The organism is Pseudomonas sp. 8209 (assembly GCF_028682105.1).
Lineage (GTDB): Bacteria > Pseudomonadota > Gammaproteobacteria > Pseudomonadales > Pseudomonadaceae > Aquipseudomonas > Aquipseudomonas palmensis.
Genome location: NZ_JANIAH010000012.1, coordinates 98,934 through 118,346, shown reverse-complemented (window position 1 = coordinate 118,346; position 19,413 = coordinate 98,934). Strand labels below are relative to the sequence as shown.

Genomic DNA, 19,413 nt, shown 5'->3' with positions numbered 1-19,413 from the left:
TTCGCCGGCAAGGCCGGCTCCTACAGGTTTTGCGTAATCCTGTAGGAGCCGGCCTTGCCGGCGAAGCCTTTTTCAGTGCCCGGCCGACGCCGGCCCGGCCTTGGCCGCGAACGGCGGCTTGGCCAGCCACACCAGCAGCACCAGCCCGACGAACACCCAGCCCATCAACGTGAAGTAATCCACCGTCGACATCATGTACGCCTGGCTGTTGAGCATCTGCTCCAGCTGCGCATACGACTGCCCGTTCGCCCCGCCCAGGTGGCCGAGCATTTCACGGGTGGCCGGCTCATAGGTACTGATGCTTTCGCTCAGGTACGCATGGTGCTGGTCGGCCCGGCGAATCCAGATCCAGGTGGTCAGCGACGCGGCAAAGCTGCCGCCCAGGGTCCGCAGGAAGGTCGCCAGCCCCGAGCCGTCGGCGATCTGCTGCGGCGGCAGGTCCGAAAGCAGGATGCTCAAGGTGGGCATGAAGAACAACGCAACGCCGATACCCATGAACAGCTGCACCAGGGCGATGTGCTGGAAGTCCACCTCGTTGGTGAACCCGGCCCGCATGAAGCAGCTGGCACCGATTGCCACGAACGCCAGCCCCGCCAGCACGCGCAGGTCGAACTTGTGCGCGTACTTGCCCACGAACGGCGACATCAGCACCGGCAGCAGGCCGATCGGCGCCACCGCCAGCCCCGCCCAGGTGGCGGTGTAGCCCATCTGGGTCTGCAGCCATTGCGGCAGGATCAGGTTGATGCCGAAGAACCCCGCATACCCGCCCACCAGCACGATGGTGCCGATGCGAAAGTTGCGGTGGGCAAACAGGCGCAGGTTCACCACCGGGTGCTTGTCGGTCAGTTCCCAGATGATGAACACCGCCAGGAACACCACCGAAATCAGGCTGCCGATGACGATGAAACTGGACTCGAACCAGTCCAGGTCATTGCCCTTGTCGAGCACGATCTGCAATGCCCCCACCCCGACGATCAGGCTCAGCAGCCCGATGTAGTCCATCGGCTGGCGGCTGGTGCTCACCGGCCGGGTACGCATCTGCTGACGCACCACGGCGGCAGCGAACAGGCCGATCGGCACGTTGATGAAGAAGATCCACGGCCAGCTGTAGCTGTCGGTGATCCAGCCACCGAGTATCGGCCCGGCAATCGGCGCCACCACCGTGACCATCGCCAGCAGCGCCAGGGCCATACCCCGCTTGGCCGGGGGGTACACCGCAATCAGCAGGGTCTGGGTCATGGGGTACAACGGCCCGGCCACCACGCCCTGCAACACGCGAAAGCCGACCAGCTCGGGCATCGATTGCGAGATACCGCACAGGAACGACGCCAGCACGAACAGCAGCGTGGCCCAGATGAACAGCTTCACCTCGCCGAAGCGCCGGCTCAGCCAGCCGGTCAGCGGCAAGGCTATCGCGTTGCTCACCGCGAACGAGGTGATGACCCAGGTGCCCTGCTCCGAACTCACCCCCAGGTTGCCGGAGATGGTAGGCAGGGCGACGTTGGCGATGGTGGTGTCGAGCACCTGCATGAACGTTGCCAGCGACAGGCCGATGGTGGTCAGCAGCAGGCTTGGCGGGGTGAACGAAGCCTGCCCGCTCATCGCTGCGCAGTCTTGCCGCTGGCGGCGCTGTTGTCATGGATCAGGCGCGCGATCAGGGTATCGGCCTCCACCAGCTGGCGGTCGTACACCTGGGTGGCGAACGAGGCTTTCTGCGGCGGCTGTTGCGCCAGCACCGGGCCGCTCTGGTCGTGCAGGTCGACGTCGACCTGGGTCGACAGGCCGATCCGCAGCGGGTGTTCGGCCAGTTGCTCGGGGTTGATGTGGATCCGCACCGGCACGCGCTGGACGATCTTGATCCAGTTGCCGGTGGCGTTCTGCGCCGGCAGCAGGGCGAAGGCGCTGCCGGTACCGGCGCCCAGGCTGTCGATGGTGCCGCTGTACTTCACGTCGCTGCCGTACAGGTCGGCAACGATGTCCACCGGCTGACCGATACGCATGTTGCGCAGCTGGGTTTCCTTGAAGTTGGCGTCGATCCACAGCTGATCCAGCGGAATCACCGCCATGGTCGCGGTGCCCGGCTGCAGGCGCTGGCCCAGTTGCACCGTGCGCTTGGCCACATAACCGGTGACCGGCGCCACCAGGGTGGTGCGGGCATTGTCCAGGTAGGCCTGGCGCAGGTCGGCGGCGGCAGCCTGCACTTCGGGGTGCGAGGAGACCACGGTGTCGTCGACCAGCGCGGTGGTGGTGTTGAGCTGCTGCTGGGCATTGCTCAGCGCGCTTTGTGCCGATGCCAGGTCGTCACGGGCGTGGGACAACTCCTCCTGCGAGATCGCCCCGCCGGCGGCCAGGGTCTTGCGTCGGTTGTAGTTTTCCTGGGCCTTCTGCAGTTCGGCCTTGCGCGCCGCCACCTGGGCCTTCTGCCCATCGACGTTGCTGTAAAGCCCACGCACCTGGCGCACGGCGCGGGCCAGCTTGGCCTCGGCGCTCTGCAGGCCGACCTCGGTGTCGCTCGGGTCGAACTGGATCAGCACCTGGCCGGCGTGCACCAGGTCGCCATCGTCGGCGCCGATGCTGGTGACGGTGCCGGTGACCAGCGGGGTGATTTCCACCACGTTGCCGTTCACATAGGCGTCGTCGGTGTTTTCGCTCCAGCGCCCGTAGAGCTCGTGCCAGGCCCACACACCGGCGCCAAGCACGAGTACGAGCACCAGCAGCCCGAGCAGCAGCGTCTTGCGCTTGCGCTGATTGTTGAGGTCCTGCTCGGTAGGGGCAGTGTCCGGGGAGGATGCAGTGGCCATGAGAAATACCTTGGCGTTTTATTGATTGCGGGAAGTCGAGGGCAATGCGGCGGCCTGGGTGTCGGCCTGGTAGCCGCCCCCCAGCGCCTGCATCAACTGGATCGACAGGTCGATCTGTTCGGCGTTCAGTTCGGCCAGCTGACGCTGCGACTGCAGCAGCTGCTGTTCGATGCTCAGCACATCCAGGTAGTTGCCGATGCCGGAGCCATAGCGCTGCATCACGGTGTCGTAGGACTGCTGGGCGATGTCGGTGGCACGTTGCTTGGCTGCAATCTGCTGGCCCAGTGCATGCAGCTGGTCGATGCTGTCGCTGACCTCGCCCAGTGCACGCACCAGGCTCTTGTTGTATTGCGCCACGGCCAGGTCGTAGTCGGCATCACGGGCATCGAGGTCAGCGCGCAGGCGCCCGCCGTCGAAAATCGGCAGCGACACGGTCGGGGCGATGTTGAAGAAGCGGCTCGGCGCGCCGAAGATCGCATCACCCAGCAGTGCCTGGGTGCCGGCGGCGGCGCTCAGGTTGAGGTTGGGGTAGAAGCGTGTCTTGCTCGCATCGATCGACTTGCTCGCCGCCTCGACCCGCCAGCGCGCGGCCACCAGGTCCGGACGCCGGCCCAGCAACTCGGCCGGCAGCACCGAGGGCAGCGCCACCGCAGCAGGCTTGAGCACATTGGGGCGGGCGATCTGCTGGCCACGGTCGGGGCCCTTGCCCAGCAGCACCGCCAGCGCGATCTGCGCGCTGCGTAGCTGCTTCTGGGCATTGATGGCCTGCTCCTGGGAGCTGGCCTCCAGGCTTTCGGTCTGCTGCAGCTGGTACTGGCTGTCGATACCCGAGGCCAGCCGGCGCTGGCTGAGTTCGAGCATCTGGCGGGTACGCTTGAGGTCTTCCTGGGTCAGGTCGTTGACGATGTGCGCCTGGCCCAGCTGGCTGTAGGCACGGGCAACGTCGGCGGCCAGGGTCAGTTGTGCGGCCTGGCGGTCCACCTCGGCGGCACGGGCCTGGCCCAGGGCGGCTTCCCAGGCATCGCGTTGCCCACCCCAGAGATCGAAGGTGTAGTTGAAGGTCGCGCTCAGGCTGCGCAGGGTGGAGTAGCTGCCGCCCTGCCCCGTCGGGTCCTGGTCACGGGCCAGGCGCGAGCGGCTGACCCCGGCGCTGGCATCCAGCGTGGGCATGCGCTCGGCGTCGGCAGCGTAGGCTGCGGCGCTGGCCTGATGGGCACGGGCGCTGGCAACCTGCATGTCGGGGCTGTCGCGCAAGGCCTCGCCGATCAGGCTGTCCAGTTGCGGGTCGCCAAGGCGGGTCCACCAGTCGCCCTTGGGCCAGGCCGCAGGCGACAGGGCAACGCCGCCGAGGGTCTTGCCTGCCTGCAGGTCGGCGGCGCCGAGGCGCCGGCCCTGGGTATCGAGGCCACTGTAGTTGGCGCAACCGGCCAGGCTCAGGGCAAACACCAGCAGGCTTGCACCGGCACGCAGGGCTCGTGGTTTCATTGGGCCTCCACGCGCAGAGCGGTGACGGCATCGCCGGCCGCCAGCAGCACCTTGGTCAGGATCTTTTCCAGGGTCTTGAGCTCGTCCGGGGCCAGCACGCCAACCAGCTCGTTCATCGCCGAGGCACCGATCTGGGGCAACTGGCCGGCCAGCACATCGCCATCGGCGGTGAGCTCCAGGCGTACCTGGCGCCGGTCCTGCGGGCAGCGGCTGCGGGCGATCAGGCCCTTCTGCTCCAGACGATCGAGCATGCGCGTCATCGACCCGCTGTCCAGGCTGAGGAAACGGCACAGTTCGGCGGGGGTATCGACCCCGTACTGGGACACGATGATCAGCACCTTGAACTGCGCGGCGGTGACGCCGAAGTCCTGCAGGTGGCTGTCCAGAATGCGGTCCTTCACCAGTGCGGCGCGCCCCAGGAGCATGCCGATGGTGCAGGACTGGAAGTTTTCGGGAGTGAAGTGCTGCATGAAGGGAGATACCTGCTTAGGCAGTGGATGCCGCAGATATTACTGCTCAGGCAGCGAATGGCCAAGCATTAATTAGCTTGCTTTCTATTTTGTCGACAAAAGGAGGTATTGCGGCGCCCGTATCGCGGGCCAAGCCCGCTCCCACAGGATGGGTCATCAGCCTGTGGGCGCGGGCTTGGCCCGCGATGCTTCAGGCCGGCACGCCGCTATGGAAGCGAAACTCCACGTCCGGCGTGGTGATCAGTTCGGCTTCCACCTCGCGCACCCGCTCCACGGTGCGCTCCACATCCGCCGCCTCGCCATACTGGTACGCCAGCTTCAGGTACCCCTGGTAATGGCGCGCCTCGCTCTTGAGCAGCCCGTGGTAGAACTTGCCCAGTTCCTCGTCCAGGTGCGGCACCACCGCAGCAAAGCGCTCGCAGCTGCGCGCCTCGATGAACGCGCCGACCACCAGCGTGTCCACCAGCTTCACCGGCTCGTGCGCGCGCACCACCTTGCGCAGCCCCGAGGCATAGCGCCCTGCCGACAATGGGCGCAAGGCCACCTTGCGCTTCTTCATCAGGCGCAGCACCTGCTCGTGATGCACCAGCTCCTCGCGGGCCAGGCGCGACATCATGTTGATCAGGTCGACATGCGTGTTGTACTTGGCAATCAGGCTCAGCGCCGTGCTGGCGGCCTTGAACTCGCAGTTCTTGTGGTCGATCAGCATCGTCTCCTGGTCGGCCAGGGCGGCATCGACCCAGGCATCCGGGGTGCGGCAGGCGAGGAAGGCTTCGATTTCGGGAATAAGGGACATAGGCTCACAAACGGGCATGGGGTGTCGACAAGACCGGCGATTATACCGGCGGCAGTGGCGATCACCAGTGACTATGCTTGATGCATATCAACATCCACCGCATCCGGGGCGCCGACTATAGTCAGGCATCGCATGCCATTGTCGAAGGAGTTCTCCCTCATGCTTTTAGAAGTTCGCAGCATCCTGGTGGTGCTCGACCCCGACCACGCCCACAGCAAGGCCCTGACCCGCGCCAAGCTGATCGCCGGCGTCACCAAGGCACGCCTGCACCTGCTGATGTGCGACAAGAAGCAGGACCACAGTGCCCTGCTCAGCCTGCTCGCCAGCCAGTTGCACGACGATGGCTACGACAATGTCACCTATGAGCAGGCCTGGCACGACACCCTGCACGAGTCGATCATCGACGTGCAGAAAGCCGAAGGCTGTGAGCTGGTGATCAAGGAACACCGACCGGAAAACGCGCTGAAGAAGTTCCTGCTGACGCCTTCGGACTGGAAACTGCTGCGCCAGTGCCCGTGCGCGGTGCTGATGGTCAAGACCGAGCGCCCCTGGACCGGTGGCGTGATTCTGGCGGCGGTGGACGTGGGCAACGACGATCAGGAGCATCGCAAGCTGCACGCCAGCATCATCGACCACGGCTATGCCATTGCCAGCGTGGCCAAGGGCAACCTGCACGTGATCAGCGCCCACCCCTCGCCCATGCTCTCGGCGGCGGACCCGGTGTACCAGCTCAAGGACACCATCGAGAAGAAGTACCGCGACGAATGCGCTGCGTTCCAGGCCGAATTCGATATCGCCGACGATCGCCTGCATGTGGCCGAAGGCCCGGCGGACGTGCTGATTCCGCACACGGCTAAAAAGTACGAAGCCGTGGTGACGGTGATGGGTACGGTGGGGCGTAGCGGGATTACCGGTGCACTGATCGGCAACACCGCCGAGGTGGTGCTCGATTCGCTGGAATGCGATGTGCTGGTGCTCAAGACCGAGGACCAGGTGAAGCACCTGGACGAGCTGGCCAGAGGCTGAAGACCCCATCGCGGGTCACGCCCGCTCCCACAGCGTAAGCGGTGATCCAGTGGGAGCGGGCTTGACCCGCGATGGGAACACCGCTTAACCCAGCGCATCCTTGAGAAAGCCCGGCGCGATGTAGCGCTGATAGTGCGCCTCGGACAACAGAAAGAATTCCCGATCGATGGCATCGCGCAGCTCGGGCAGCTCCCAGTCGCGAAACTCCGGCAGCAGCACCATCCCGTACGCTTCCAGCTCGCGGATCACCCGCGCGCCCCGCGCAATCAGCTGATAAGCCCAGCAATACTCGGACTGATGCGGCACGAATCGAATCTTGCGCAGCTCCAGCTGGCCGCGCAGCTTGTCGGCGTCGAACACCTCCAGCTTGGCCGCCATCACCTGCACCAGCAGGTGTTCCAGGCGCAGCCACACCGCACGCTTTTCATCGTCGTTGTAGCCGTTCCAGTGGATCACCTCATGGTGAAAACGCTTGCACCCGCGACACACCAGGTCCCCGTAAACCGTGGAACACAGGCCGACACAAGGCGTTTTTATTGACTGATTGGACATGAAAGATTCAACGGCATGGCGATGGAACAGACGGCCATGTTAGCCCTTTGTCTAACGGGGGTCACGCCGTAAAGTCGTTGCAATCGCCTTACCTTTGGCGCGTTTTTACCGTAGAATCACCCGGCCTTTTTAAGGCAGCAATGTCCGTTAGAAGCTGTTTTCAAAGCGTCACGAGCACAGTTGATCCGGTAGAACGGCGTTGGCTCGGGGTATTCGACCATCGAATGCACCGCGCCAGCCCTCATCAGCCTCCGTTCTACAGGCGTAAAACTTTGAAAGCAGCTTCTGTAAGGATGTCCTGCAACCCTGGCTACGCGGCTCAAAAAGCCGTATTGCGCATGGGTGCCGGCCATTCTGGATGAGCGTCCCGGACACCCATTTGGGACCACTGATGAGGGTAATAACTGTGCTTGAAGCCTACCGCAAACACATCGAAGAGCGTGCCGCCCAGGGTATCGTGCCCCAGCCGCTTAACGCCGAACAAACCGCAGGCCTGGTCGAGCTGCTGAAGAATCCCCCCGCTGGCGAAGAAGCCGTCCTCGTCGACCTGATCACCAACCGCGTACCACCAGGAGTGGACGAAGCCGCCTACGTCAAGGCCGGTTTCCTGTCGGCGGTCGCCAAGGGCGAAGCCACCTCCCCGCTGATCAGCAAGCAGCGCGCCGTTGAACTGCTGGGCACCATGCAGGGCGGCTACAACATCGCCACCCTGGTCGAGCTGCTGGACGACGCCGAACTGGCCGCCGTTGCCGCCGAACAGCTCAAGCACACCCTGCTGATGTTCGACGCCTTCCACGACGTGGCCGAAAAAGCCAAGAACGGCAACGTTCACGCCAAGGCGGTACTGCAGTCCTGGGCTGACGGCGAGTGGTTCAAGAAGCGTCCGACCCTGGCCGACAAGATCAGCCTGCGCGTCTTCAAGGTCACCGGCGAAACCAACACCGACGACCTGTCCCCTGCCCCGGACGCCTGGTCGCGCCCTGACATCCCGCTGCACGCCCTGGCCATGCTGAAAATGGCCCGCGACGGCATCGTGCCGGACGTGCAAGGCGCCATCGGCCCGATGAAGCAGATCGAGCAGATGCGCAACGAAGGCTTCCCGATCGCCTACGTCGGTGACGTGGTCGGTACCGGTTCCTCGCGTAAATCGGCGACCAACTCGGTGCTGTGGTTCTTCGGCGACGACATCCCTTACGTGCCGAACAAGCGCGCTGGCGGTTTCTGCTTCGGCTCCAAGATCGCCCCGATCTTCTACAACACCATGGAAGACGCCGGCGCCCTGCCGATCGAATTCGACGTGTCGAACATCCACATGGGCGACGTGATCGACCTGTACCCGCACGCCGGCAAGGTGTGCAAGCACGGTACCGACGAAGTCATCACCACCTTCGAGATGAAAACCCCCGTGCTGCTGGACGAAGTCCGCGCCGGTGGTCGTATCCCGCTGATCGTCGGCCGTGGCCTGACCGAGAAGGCGCGCGCCGAGCTGGGCCTGGGCCCGACCGACCTGTTCAAGCTGCCTGAAGCACCTGTCGACACCGGCAAGGGCTACACCCTGGCCCAGAAGATGGTCGGCAAGGCCTGCGGCCTGCCAGTGGGCAAGGGCGTTCGTCCTGGCACCTACTGCGAACCGAAGATGACCACCGTCGGCTCCCAGGACACCACCGGTCCGATGACCCGTGACGAACTGAAAGACCTGGCGTGCCTGGGCTTCTCGGCCGACCTGGTCATGCAGTCGTTCTGCCACACCGCGGCCTATCCGAAGCCGATCGACGTGACCACCCACCACACCCTGCCGGATTTCATCCGCACCCGTGGCGGCGTGTCCCTGCGTCCAGGCGACGGCATCATCCACAGCTGGCTGAACCGCATGCTGCTGCCGGACACCGTCGGTACCGGTGGTGACTCGCACACCCGCTTCCCGATCGGCATCTCGTTCCCGGCCGGTTCCGGCCTGGTCGCCTTCGCCGCTGCCACTGGCGTGATGCCACTGGACATGCCGGAGTCGGTACTGGTGCGCTTCAAGGGCAAGCTGAACCCAGGCATCACCCTGCGTGACCTGGTTCACGCCATCCCTTACTACGGCATCCAGAAAGGCCTGCTGACCGTCGAGAAGAAAGGCAAGATCAACGCCTTCTCCGGCCGCATCCTGGAAATCGAAGGCCTGGACGACCTGACCGTGGAACAGGCATTCGAACTGTCCGACGCCTCGGCCGAACGTTCGGCTGCCGGTTGCACCATCAAGCTGCCTGAAAAAGCCATTGCCGAGTACCTGAAGTCGAACATCACCCTGCTGCGCTGGATGATCAGCGAAGGCTACGGCGATGCGCGCACCATGGAGCGCCGTGCACAGGCGATGGAAGCCTGGCTGGCCAAGCCCGAGCTGCTGTCGGCCGACGCCGATGCCGAGTACGCCGAAGTCATCGAGATCGACCTGGCCGATATCAAGGAGCCGGTTCTCTGCGCTCCTAACGACCCGGACGACGCTCGCCTGCTGTCCAGCGTCCAGGGCCAGAAGATCGACGAAGTGTTCATCGGTTCGTGCATGACCAACATCGGTCACTTCCGCGCTGCCGGCAAGCTGCTGGACAAGGTCAAGGGTCAGCTGCCAACCCGTCTGTGGCTGTCGCCGCCGACCAAGATGGACGCTCACCAGCTGACCGAGGAAGGCTACTACGGCATCTACGGCAAGGCTGGCGCGCGCATGGAAATGCCGGGCTGCTCGCTGTGCATGGGTAACCAGGCACGCGTAGAGCCGAACTCGACCGTTGTGTCGACGTCGACCCGTAACTTCCCGAACCGTCTGGGCGATGGTGCCAACGTGTTCCTGGCCTCCGCCGAACTGGCTGCCGTTGCCTCGATCCTGGGCAAGCTGCCAACCGTCGAGGAGTACATGGAGTACGCGGCGAATATCGACAGCATGGCTGCCGACATCTACCGCTACCTGAGCTTCGACCAGATCGCCGAGTTCCGTGAAGCCGCTGCGAACGCCAATATCCCGGTCGTTCAAGCGTAAGCTGACTTAGCGTGAAAAGAAGCCCCGCCAATTGGCGGGGCTTTTTGTTGCCTTCTGAAAAGCTTCGCCCCTCAGATCACGAACAGATCCATGAACCGATGCACCGCCGTCGCCTCAAGCCTCGCCTGATCCTTGCACAGCGCAAGAATTTCGGCCGAACGCTGCGCAGTAAACCGCGTCGCCAGGTTGGCCTTGAACTTGTCCTCCAGCAGCGGGATGCCCTGGGCGCGCCGGCGCCGGTGCCCGATGGGGTACTCCACCACCACCTGTTCGGTGCTCGAGCCGTCGGTGAAGAACACCTGCACCGCGTTGGCGATCGAGCGCTTGTCGGCCTCCAGGTACTCGCGACTGAAACGCGGGTCTTCGACGATCACCATCTTCTCGCGCAAGCGGTCGATGGTCGGGTGCGCCGCATGGAAATCATCTTCGTAATGCTCGGCCACCAGGTTGCCGAAGATCAGCGGCACCGCCGTCATGTACTGCAGGCAGTGGTCCCGGTCCGCCGCGTTGGCCAGCGTGCCGACCTTGGAAATGATGCGAATCGCCGACTCATGGGTGGTGATCACGATGCGCTCGATTTCATGCAGGCGATTGCGCACCTGCGGATGCAGGGTCACCGCCGCCTCGCAGGCGGTCTGCGCATGGAACTCGGCCGGAAAGCTGATCTTGAACAGTATGTTCTCCATCACGTAGCTGCCGAACGGCTGCGACAGGCTGAACTCGCGCTTGCCCTCGGGCTTGAGCGCCAGGTCCTTGTTGGTATGGCTGAACAGCACGTCATAGAAGCCCCACTGCGGCGCGGTGAGCACGCCGGGGATGCCCATCTCGCCGCGCAGGGCGATGTCCGCCAGGCGCACCCCGCGACTCGACGCATCACCGGCCGCCCACGACTTGCGCGAGCCGGCATTGGGGGCATGGCGGTAGGTGCGCAGCGCCTGGCCATCGACAAAGGCCTGGGACAGGGCCGCCAGCAACTGCTCGCGATTGGCGCCCATGAGCCGGGCGCACACCGCCGTGGATGCGACCTTGACCAGCAGCACGTGGTCCAGGCCCACCCGGTTGAAAGCGTTTTCCAGCGCGAGCACGCCCTGGATCTCGTGGGCCATGATCATGGCCTCGAGCACCGTGTGCAGGGTCAGCGGCGCGCCGCCGTTGGCCACGCGCTTTTGCGAGAGGTGGTCGGCCACCGCGAGGATGCCGCCGAGGTTGTCGGAGGGATGACCCCATTCTGCGGCCAGCCAGGTATCGTTGTAGTCCAGCCAGCGCACGATGCAGCCGATGTCCCAGGCCGCCTTGACCGGGTCGAGGCGGTACGCGGTGCCGGGCACCCGCGCGCCATGGGGCACCACGGTACCCTCCACCAGCGGCCCCAGGTGCTTGGTGCACTCGGGAAAGCGCAGCGCCAGCAGGCCGCAACCCAGGGTGTCCATCAGGCAGTTGCGCGCCGTGTCCAGCGCCTCCCCCGGCTCGGCCCTGAAGTGCAGGACATAGTCGGCAATGTCCTGCAGGACCCGGTCGTAGTCGGGACGGTCGTTCAGGTCAACATTGGCACTCATTGTCGTCTCTCTGTTCACATGGGGTGAAAGGAGAGCCGAGCACCGCTGCCTCTAGAAGGTATCGCCAGGTACGCGTACCCAACCCTCCATCAGCACGCGAGCGCTGCGGCTCATGATTGCTTTGGTAACGGTCCAGTCGCCATTCACCTGGCGCGCCTCGGCGCCCACGCGCAAGGTGCCCGAGGGGTGACCGAAGCGCACGGCGCTGCGCTCGCCGCCACCGGCAGCAAGGTTGACCAGGGTGCCGGGGATGGCCGCCGCGGTGCCGATGGCCACCGCTGCCGTACCCATCATGGCGTGGTGCAGCTTGCCCATCGACAACGCACGCACCAGCAGGTCGATATCGCTCGCTGCCACGGTCTTGCCGCTGGAGGACTGATAGGCGGCCGGCGGTGCCACGAACGCCACCTTGGGCGTGTGCTGGCGCTGCGCGGCCTGCTCGACGTGCTCGATCAGGCCCATGTGCACGGCGCCGTGGGCACGGATGGTTTCGAAACGCGCCAGGGCCTCGGGGTCGCCGTTGATTGCGTCCTGCAGCTCGGTGCCGGTGTAGCCCAGGGCCTGGGCGTCGATGAAGATGGTCGGGATGCCGGCGTTGATCAGGGTTGCCTTGAAGGTGCCGACACCGGGCACCACCAGGTCGTCGACCAGGTTGCCGGTGGGGAACATCGAGCCCCCCGCGCCGTCTTCGTCGGCGGCCGGGTCGAGGAATTCGAGCTGCACCTCGGCGGCGGGAAAGGTCACGCCGTCGAGTTCGAAGTCGCCGGTTTCCTGCACTTCGCCTTCGGTGATCGGTACGTGGGCGATGATGGTCTTGCCGATGTTGGCCTGCCAGATGCGCACCACAGCCACACCATTGCGCGGGATGCGACTGGCGTCGACCAGGCCGGCGCTGATGGCGAACGAGCCGACTGCCGCCGAGAGGTTGCCACAGTTGCCGCTCCAGTCGACGAAGGCCTTGTCGATGGCGACCTGGCCGAACAGGTAGTCGACGTCGTGCCCGGGCTTGATGCTGCGCGACAGGATGACTGTCTTGCTGGTGCTGGAGGTGGCCCCGCCCATGCCGTCGATCTGCTTGCCGTAGGGGTCGGGGCTGCCGATAACCCGCAGCAGCAGCGCATCGCGCGCGGCGCCGGGGAGCTGGGCGGCTTCGGGCAGGTCTTCGAGGTTGAAGAACACGCCTTTGCTGGTGCCGCCACGGATGTAGGTGGCGGGGATTCTGATCTGGGGTACGTGTGGCATGGAAATCTTGTCCTGTAATGTGATCGAGCCACCTGCTCTGTGGGAGCGGGCTCGACCCGCGATGCAAGCGATGCGGTTACAGCCAGTACCGCGTCGCCTGCATCGCGGGTCAAGCCCGCTCCCACAAGGGCGAGGCAAGCTGAGTCTTTTATGCCACCGACGACTCGAGAAAGTCCTGGGCAAAGCGCTGCAGTACACCGCCCGCCTCGTAGATCGACACCTCTTCCGCCGTGTCCAGACGGCAGGTCACCGGCACCTCCAGGCGCTCGCCGTCACGCCGCGTGATCACCAGGGTCAAGGTGGCCCGCGGTGTCCGCTGCCCCACCACGTCATAGGTCTCGCTGCCATCGATACCCAGGGTCTTGCGGTCGGTGCCCGGCTTGAACTCCAGCGGCAACACGCCCATGCCCACCAGGTTGGTACGGTGGATACGCTCGAAGCCCTCGGCCACGATGGCCTCGACACCGGCCAGGCGCACACCCTTGGCCGCCCAGTCGCGTGACGAGCCCTGGCCATAGTCGGCACCGGCCACGATGATCAGCGGCTGCTTGCGCTGCATGTAGGTCTCGATGGCCTCCCACATGCGCGTCACCTTGCCCTCCGGCTCGATACGCGCCAGCGAACCCTGCTTGACCTTGCCGTTCTCCTGCACCATCTCGTTGAACAGCTTGGGGTTGGCGAAGGTCGCGCGCTGCGCGGTCAGGTGGTCGCCACGGTGGGTGGCGTAGGAGTTGAAGTCCTCTTCGGGCAGGCCCATCTTCGCCAGGTACTCGCCTGCGGCGCTGTCGAGCATGATCGCGTTGGACGGCGACAGGTGGTCGGTGGTGATGTTGTCCGGCAGCACCGCCAGCGGGCGCATGCCCTTGAGCGAGCGCTCGCCTGCCAGCGCGCCTTCCCAGTACGGCGGGCGACGGATGTAGGTGCTCATGGCGCGCCAGTCGTACAGCGGGTCGACCTTGGGCCCGGTGTCTTCGTGCACGGCGAACATCGGGATGTACACCTGGCGGAACTGCTCCGGCTTGACCGCAGCCTTGACCACTGCATCGATCTCTTCGTCGCTGGGCCAGATGTCCTTGAGGCGGATTTCCTTGCCCTCCACCACGGCCAGCACGTCCTTCTCGATATCGAAACGGATGGTGCCGGCAATGGCGTAGGCCACCACCAGCGGCGGCGAGGCCAGGAAGGCCTGCTTGGCGTACGGATGGATACGCCCGTCGAAGTTGCGGTTGCCCGACAGCACGGCGGTGGCGTACAGGTCGCGGTCGATGATTTCCTGCTGGATCACCGGGTCCAGAGCGCCGGACATGCCGTTGCAGGTGGTGCAGGCAAACGCCACGATGCCAAAACCCAGCTGCTCCAGCTCATCCTCCAGGCCCGCCTCTTTGAGGTACAGGGCCACGGTCTTGGAGCCTGGCGCCAGCGACGACTTGACCCACGGCTTGCGCGTCAGCCCCAGCCTGTTGGCATTGCGCGCCAGCAGCCCGGCAGCGATCACGTTGCGCGGGTTGCTGGTGTTGGTGCAGCTGGTGATGGCAGCGATGATCACCGCGCCGTCAGGCATCTGCCCCGGCACCTCTTCCCATTGCCCGGCAATGCCCCTGGCAGCCAGCTCGCTGGTGGCCACCCGGGCATGCGGGTTGGACGGGCCGGCCATGTTGCGTACCACGCTCGACAGGTCGAACTGCAGGCCACGCTCGTATTCGGCATTGACCAGGCTGTCGGACCACAGGCCGGCGACCTTGGCGTAGGTTTCCACCAGCTTGACCTGGGCGTCTTCACGACCGGTGAGCTTGAGGTAATCGATGGTCTGCTGGTCGATGGAGAACATCGCCGCCGTCGCGCCGTATTCGGGGGCCATGTTGGAGATGGTCGCGCGATCGCCCAGGGTCAACGCACGAGCGCCCTCGCCGTAGAACTCGAGGTAGGCGCCGACCACCTTGGCCTTGCGCAGGAACTCGGTGAGCGCCAGCACCACGTCGGTGGCGGTGATGCCTGGCTGCGGCTTGCCGGTGAGCTGCACGCCGACGATTTCCGGCAGGCGCATCCAGGACGCACGACCCAGCATCACGTTCTCGGCCTCCAGGCCGCCGACGCCGATGGCGATCACGCCCAGGGCATCCACGTGGGGGGTGTGGCTGTCGGTACCGACGCAGGTATCGGGATAGGCCACGCCCTGCTCGGCGTGGATCACCGGCGACATCTTCTCCAGGTTGATCTGGTGCATGATGCCGTTGCCGGGCTGGATCACATCGACGTTCTTGAACGCCTTCTTGGTCCAGTTGATGAAGTGGAAGCGGTCTTCGTTGCGACGGTCTTCGATGGCGCGGTTCTTCTCGAACGCCTGCGGGTCGAAGCCGCCGCACTCCACGGCCAGCGAGTGGTCGACGATCAGTTGCACCGGCACCACCGGGTTGACCTGGGCCGGGTCGCCGCCCTTGTCGGCGATGGCGTCACGCAGGCCGGCAAGGTCAACCAGTGCGGTCTGGCCAAGGATGTCATGGCACACCACGCGGGCCGGGTACCAGGGGAAGTCGAGGTCGCGCTTGCGCTCGATCAGTTGGCTGAGCGAGGCATCGAGGGTTGCCGGGTCGCAGCGGCGCACCAGGTTTTCGGCCAGTACGCGGGAGGTATAGGGCAGCTTGTCGTAGGCGCCGGGGCTGATGGCGTCGATGGCGGCGCGGGCGTCGAAGTAGTCGAGCGTGGTGCCCGGCAGGTGCTTGCGAAATTCAGTATTCATGGACGCGGGACTCAATCACGGATAAGTCGGCGGTGCGCAGCAACGATGGGAAACCTGTAGGAGCCGGCCTTGCCGGCGAACGGTAGAACTGACACCGCGGTGCTTCCTTCGCCGGCAAGGCCGGCTCCTACAACAGCAACGCCGGCCTCTCCAAAGGCAAGGCCAGCGCCTTCATCGGTACTGCACGCCAGTCTCAGCGTTGTTCGATTGGCACGAACTTGCGCTGTTCGACGCCGGTGTATTCGGCGCTCGGGCGGATGATGCGGTTGTTGGCACGCTGCTCGAACACATGCGCCGCCCAGCCGGTCAGGCGCGAGCAGACGAAGATCGGGGTGAACAGCTTGGTCGGGATACCCATGAAGTGGTAGGCCGAGGCATGGTAGAAGTCGGCATTGGGGAACAGTTTCTTCTGTTCCCACATGGTCTTGTCGATGGCTTCGGACACCGGGTACAGCACGGTGTCGCCCACCTCGTCGGCGAGCTTCTTCGCCCAGCCCTTGATCACTTCGTTGCGCGGGTCGGACTCCTTGTAGATGGCATGCCCGAAGCCCATGATCTTGTCCTTGCGCTCGAGCATGCCGAGGGTGCCGGCAACGGCTTCCTGCGGGGTCTTGAAGCGCTCGATCATTTCCATCGCGGCCTCGTTGGCACCGCCGTGCAGCGGCCCGCGCAGCGAGCCGATGGCCGCCGTCACGCACGAGTACAGGTCCGACAGGGTCGAGGCACACACCCGGGCAGTGAAGGTCGAGGCGTTGAATTCGTGCTCGGCGTACAGGATCAGCGAAACGTTCATCACCTTAACGTGCAGCTCGCTCGGCTTCTTGCCGTGCAACAGGTGCAGGAAGTGCCCGCCCAGGGTGTCTTCGTCGCTGGTGCAGTCGATGCGCACGCCATGGTGGCTGAAGCGGTACCAGTAGCACATGGCCGCCGGGAACAGCGCCAGCAGGCGGTCGGTCTTCTCGTGCTGCAGGCCGAAGTTGAGCTCCGGCTCCAGGGTGCCGAGCACCGAGGAGGCGGTACGCATCACGTCCATCGGGTGGGCGGTGACCGGAATGCGCTCGAGCACTTCCTTGAGCGCCTGGGGCAGGTCGCGCAGCGCCTTGAGCTGGTGCTGGTACTCGCTCAGCTCGGCCTGGGTCGGCAGCTCGCCGTACAGCAGCAGGTAGGCGACCTCTTCGAACAGCGCGTGCTCGGCCAGGTCGCGAACGTCATAGCCACGGTAGGTCAGGCCGGCGCCGGCCTGGCCCACGGTCGACAGTGCGGTTTGCCCGGCCACCTGACCACGCAGGCCGGCACCACTGAGTACTTTTGCTTCGGCCATTGGTTTTCTCCACTTTTGAATTTGTTATGGGAATCGGCTAATTGCGGTGTGCTGCGGTTCAGCTCTTCTTCTGAGCGAACAGTGCGTCGAGCTTCTGCTCGAACACGTGGTAGTCGATGGCATCGTAAAGCTCCATGCGAGTCTGCATGGTGTCGATGACGTTTTTCTGCGTGCCGTCGCGGCGCAGCGCGGTGTAGACGTTCTCGGCCGCCTTGTTCATGGCGCGGAACGCCGACAGCGGATACAGCGCCAGCGACACGTCGGCCGAGGCCAGCTCTTCGGTGGTGTACAGCGGCGTGGCGCCGAATTCGGTGATGTTGGCCAGGATCGGCGCCTTCACGCGGTTGGCGAAGGTCTTGTACATCGACAGCTCGGTGATGGCCTCGGGGAAGATCATGTCGGCACCGGCCTCGATGCACGCCGCAGCGCGATCCAGCGCGGCCTCCAGGCCTTCGACCGCCAGGGCGTCGGTACGCGCCATGATCACGAAGCTGTCGTCGGTACGCGCGTCCACGGCCGCCTTGATGCGGTCGACCATCTCCTGTTGCGAGACGATTTCCTTGTTCGGACGATGGCCGCAGCGCTTGGCGCCCACCTGGTCCTCGATATGAATGGCGGCGGCGCCGAACTTGATCATCGAGCGGACCGTGCGCGCCACGTTGAACGCCGACGAACCGAACCCGGTGTCCACGTCCACCAGCAGCGGCAGGTCGCACACGTCGGTGATGCGGCGCACGTCGGTCAGCACGTCATCCAGGCCAGTGATGCCCAGGTCGGGCAGGCCCAGCGAGCCTGCCGCCACACCGCCACCGGAGAGGTAGATGGCCTTGAACCCGGCGCGCTTGGCCAGCAGCGCATGGTTGGCATTGATGGCGCCGACGACCTGCAGCGGGTGCTCGGCGGCGACTGCATCGCGAAAACGCTGGCCGGGACTGCTTTTCTGACTCATGACTCACCTCGTGGGCTAGGGGCGGTGGCGTCTTTGTAATGACGCTCGATATTGCGCTTGGATGCGCCGATGTGGCGGCGCATCAGTAATTCGGCCAGCTCGCCGTCACGGTCGGCGATGGCATCGAGAATCCGGTGGTGTTCGGCGAACGCCTGGTGCGGGCGGTTGGGCGTGGCGGAGAACTGGATGCGGTACATGCGCACCAGCTGGTACAGCTCGCCGCACAGCATCTGCACCAGGGTGCGGTTGCCGCTGCCCTGGATGATGCGGTAGTGGAAGTCGAAGTCGCCCTCCTGCTGGTAGTAGCCCACCCCGGCCTGGAACGCGGCATCACGCTCATGGGTGTCGAGCACCCGGCGCAACTCGTCGATCTCGGCTACGCTCATGCGTTGGGCAGCCAGGCGGCAAGCCATGCCCTCGAGGGACTCGCGAATCTCGTACAGCTCGATCAGCTCGGCATGGCTCAGCGACACCACCCGCGCCCCTACGTGCGGCACCCGCACCAGCAGGCGCTGGCCTTCCAGGCGGTGGATGGCCTCGCGCAGCGGGCCGCGGCTGATGCCGTAGGTACGCGCCAGCTCCGGCTCGGAGATCTTGCTGCCGGGGGCGATCTCGCCCTTGACGATCGCGGCCTGGATGCGCCGGAAGACGTTTTCGGAAAGCGTCTCCGAATCTTCCTGAAGGGGGGCGGAGGCTTGGGCTGCATCCAGCATATTGTCGACACCTTGAAAATCTGTAGGGCCAAAACTAGCTAATTAAGCCACCCCAGTCAAAGACAAATTCAATATTGTCGACAATTGTCTAAGAACGAACTTCGTGTCTGTCGGTGTTGTCTGACTCCAGCCGCTGGCATCGACACACCAGCGTGGTAGAATGCCGCCGCCTCTGAGGGGGCAAACCCCCACAGCATCGCGTCAGGATTTATGAGACTCACACCCTTTCTACTGTTACTCAGCCTCTGTGGGCTGCCTGCCCTGAGCCAGGCGGCAGACAAGACTGTCTATGGCCTCAATGAATATGCCCGCCTTGTCGATATCGACCTCGAGGTTGCGGCCAAGCTCGACACCGGGGCCAAGACCGCCTCGCTGAGCGCGCGCGATATCAAGCGCTTCAAGCGCAACGGCGAATCGTGGGTGCGCTTCTATCTGGCAATTGACGCAGCCCATTCGCATCCGATAGAACGACCACTGGCTCGTGTCAGCAAGATCAAGCGACGCGCCGGTGACTACAACCCGGACGAAGGCAAGGCCTATACCTCCCGCCCGGTGATCGCGCTGAATATCTGCATGGGTACGGCCTTGCGCAGCATCGAAGTGAACCTGACCGACCGCAGTGCCTTCCAGTACCCGCTACTGATCGGCTCCGAGGCGCTCAAGCACTTCGACGCGCTGGTCGACCCAAGCCTTAAATACGCTGCCGGCAAACCTGCCTGCGCCACTGACGCTCATACCGCAGAGTAATT

15 protein-coding genes are annotated in these 19,413 nt (G+C 64.7%); 3 read left to right on the top strand and 12 right to left on the bottom strand.

Annotation, left to right across the window (positions count from 1 at the left end):
- Positions 1-72: 72 nt before the first annotated feature.
- The 5 genes from NP552_RS23430 to NP552_RS23410 all read right to left on the bottom strand — a co-directional run bounded on the left by NP552_RS23430 (position 73) and on the right by NP552_RS23410 (position 5,552).
- Entirely contained in the window at positions 73-1,602 is a 1,530-nt protein-coding gene (locus tag NP552_RS23430; protein WP_058541883.1) for a DHA2 family efflux MFS transporter permease subunit, read from the bottom strand.
- Positions 1,599-2,801 (bottom strand): HlyD family secretion protein, encoded by a 1,203-nt coding sequence (locus NP552_RS23425; RefSeq protein ID WP_043863064.1) that lies wholly within the window; start codon positions 2,799-2,801, stop codon positions 1,599-1,601. Before NP552_RS23425 ends, NP552_RS23430 begins: the two co-directional genes overlap by 4 nt.
- An 18-nt stretch (positions 2,802-2,819) precedes the next feature.
- Positions 2,820-4,286, bottom strand: coding sequence for an efflux transporter outer membrane subunit (locus NP552_RS23420; RefSeq protein WP_196932963.1), 1,467 nt, complete (start codon positions 4,284-4,286; stop codon positions 2,820-2,822).
- Positions 4,283-4,756, bottom strand: coding sequence for a MarR family winged helix-turn-helix transcriptional regulator (locus tag NP552_RS23415; protein WP_043863066.1), 474 nt, complete (start codon positions 4,754-4,756; stop codon positions 4,283-4,285). The genes NP552_RS23420 and NP552_RS23415 overlap by 4 nt, the downstream gene beginning before the upstream one ends.
- Before the next feature lie 190 nt (positions 4,757-4,946).
- The gene (locus tag NP552_RS23410) at positions 4,947-5,552 is read right to left on the bottom strand and encodes a tRNA-(ms[2]io[6]A)-hydroxylase (RefSeq protein ID WP_043863067.1); all 606 of its coding nucleotides are present in this window, start codon (positions 5,550-5,552) and stop codon (positions 4,947-4,949) included.
- 159 nt (positions 5,553-5,711) lie between these two features.
- Between NP552_RS23410 and NP552_RS23405 the strand changes: the two genes are divergently transcribed.
- Positions 5,712-6,578, top strand: coding sequence for a universal stress protein (locus NP552_RS23405; RefSeq protein ID WP_043863068.1), 867 nt, complete (start codon positions 5,712-5,714; stop codon positions 6,576-6,578).
- An 84-nt stretch (positions 6,579-6,662) separates the two neighbouring features.
- On the opposite strand, the gene NP552_RS23400 is transcribed toward NP552_RS23405, so the two are convergent.
- Positions 6,663-7,130 (bottom strand): DUF1289 domain-containing protein, encoded by a 468-nt coding sequence (locus tag NP552_RS23400; protein ID WP_043863069.1) that lies wholly within the window; start codon positions 7,128-7,130, stop codon positions 6,663-6,665.
- 406 nt (positions 7,131-7,536) lie between these two features.
- On the opposite strand from NP552_RS23400, the gene acnB reads away from it, so the two are divergent.
- Positions 7,537-10,146: a bifunctional aconitate hydratase 2/2-methylisocitrate dehydratase gene (gene acnB, locus NP552_RS23395; RefSeq protein WP_054915695.1), complete on the top strand. Its 2,610-nt coding sequence runs from the start codon at positions 7,537-7,539 to the stop codon at positions 10,144-10,146.
- A gap of 71 nt (positions 10,147-10,217) precedes the next feature.
- Here acnB and prpD read toward each other — a convergent pair whose 3' ends face one another.
- The 6 genes from prpD to NP552_RS23365 all read right to left on the bottom strand — a co-directional run bounded on the left by prpD (position 10,218) and on the right by NP552_RS23365 (position 18,664).
- Positions 10,218-11,702 carry a 2-methylcitrate dehydratase gene (prpD, locus tag NP552_RS23390; protein WP_274097201.1) on the bottom strand — a complete coding sequence of 495 codons (1,485 nt, stop codon included), beginning with the start codon at positions 11,700-11,702 and terminating at the stop codon, positions 10,218-10,220.
- Positions 11,703-11,753: 51 nt separating this feature from the next.
- A complete protein-coding gene (gene prpF / locus NP552_RS23385; RefSeq protein WP_058541879.1) occupies positions 11,754-12,944 on the bottom strand; it encodes a 2-methylaconitate cis-trans isomerase PrpF in 1,191 nt (396 codons plus the stop codon).
- A gap of 148 nt (positions 12,945-13,092) precedes the next feature.
- Positions 13,093-15,681, bottom strand: a complete 2,589-nt coding sequence (gene acnD, locus NP552_RS23380) for a Fe/S-dependent 2-methylisocitrate dehydratase AcnD (protein WP_274097200.1) — start codon at positions 15,679-15,681, stop codon at positions 13,093-13,095.
- A 193-nt stretch (positions 15,682-15,874) separates the two neighbouring features.
- A complete protein-coding gene (gene prpC / locus NP552_RS23375; protein WP_043863074.1) occupies positions 15,875-17,002 on the bottom strand; it encodes a bifunctional 2-methylcitrate synthase/citrate synthase in 1,128 nt (375 codons plus the stop codon).
- Positions 17,003-17,060: 58 nt separating this feature from the next.
- Positions 17,061-17,951 (bottom strand): methylisocitrate lyase, encoded by an 891-nt coding sequence (prpB, locus tag NP552_RS23370; RefSeq protein WP_043863075.1) that lies wholly within the window; start codon positions 17,949-17,951, stop codon positions 17,061-17,063.
- A complete protein-coding gene (locus tag NP552_RS23365) occupies positions 17,948-18,664 on the bottom strand; it encodes a GntR family transcriptional regulator (protein WP_043863076.1) in 717 nt (238 codons plus the stop codon). The genes prpB and NP552_RS23365 overlap by 4 nt, the downstream gene beginning before the upstream one ends.
- A 210-nt stretch (positions 18,665-18,874) precedes the next feature.
- On the opposite strand from NP552_RS23365, the gene rloA reads away from it, so the two are divergent.
- Positions 18,875-19,411: a retropepsin-like aspartic peptidase RloA gene (gene rloA / locus NP552_RS23360; RefSeq protein WP_043863077.1), complete on the top strand. Its 537-nt coding sequence runs from the start codon at positions 18,875-18,877 to the stop codon at positions 19,409-19,411.
- The last annotated feature ends 2 nt before the right edge of the window (positions 19,412-19,413 follow it).

Excerpts from the sequence above, each read along its gene's own strand:
- NP552_RS23430 (WP_058541883.1), bottom strand. The coding sequence starts at position 1,602 with ATGAGCGGGCAGGCTTCGTTCACCCCGCCAAGCCTGCTGCTGACCACC.
- NP552_RS23425 (WP_043863064.1), bottom strand. The coding sequence starts at position 2,801 with ATGGCCACTGCATCCTCCCCGGACACTGCCCCTACCGAGCAGGACCTC.
- NP552_RS23420 (WP_196932963.1), bottom strand. The coding sequence starts at position 4,286 with ATGAAACCACGAGCCCTGCGTGCCGGTGCAAGCCTGCTGGTGTTTGCC.
- NP552_RS23415 (WP_043863066.1), bottom strand. The coding sequence starts at position 4,756 with ATGCAGCACTTCACTCCCGAAAACTTCCAGTCCTGCACCATCGGCATG.
- NP552_RS23410 (WP_043863067.1), bottom strand. The coding sequence starts at position 5,552 with ATGTCCCTTATTCCCGAAATCGAAGCCTTCCTCGCCTGCCGCACCCCG.
- NP552_RS23405 (WP_043863068.1), top strand. The coding sequence starts at position 5,712 with ATGCTTTTAGAAGTTCGCAGCATCCTGGTGGTGCTCGACCCCGACCAC.
- NP552_RS23400 (WP_043863069.1), bottom strand. The coding sequence starts at position 7,130 with ATGTCCAATCAGTCAATAAAAACGCCTTGTGTCGGCCTGTGTTCCACG.
- prpD (WP_274097201.1), bottom strand. The coding sequence starts at position 11,702 with ATGAGTGCCAATGTTGACCTGAACGACCGTCCCGACTACGACCGGGTC.
- prpF (WP_058541879.1), bottom strand. The coding sequence starts at position 12,944 with ATGCCACACGTACCCCAGATCAGAATCCCCGCCACCTACATCCGTGGC.
- acnD (WP_274097200.1), bottom strand. The coding sequence starts at position 15,681 with ATGAATACTGAATTTCGCAAGCACCTGCCGGGCACCACGCTCGACTAC.
- prpC (WP_043863074.1), bottom strand. The coding sequence starts at position 17,002 with ATGGCCGAAGCAAAAGTACTCAGTGGTGCCGGCCTGCGTGGTCAGGTG.
- prpB (WP_043863075.1), bottom strand. The coding sequence starts at position 17,951 with ATGAGTCAGAAAAGCAGTCCCGGCCAGCGTTTTCGCGATGCAGTCGCC.
- NP552_RS23365 (WP_043863076.1), bottom strand. The coding sequence starts at position 18,664 with ATGCTGGATGCAGCCCAAGCCTCCGCCCCCCTTCAGGAAGATTCGGAG.
- rloA (WP_043863077.1), top strand. The coding sequence starts at position 18,875 with ATGAGACTCACACCCTTTCTACTGTTACTCAGCCTCTGTGGGCTGCCT.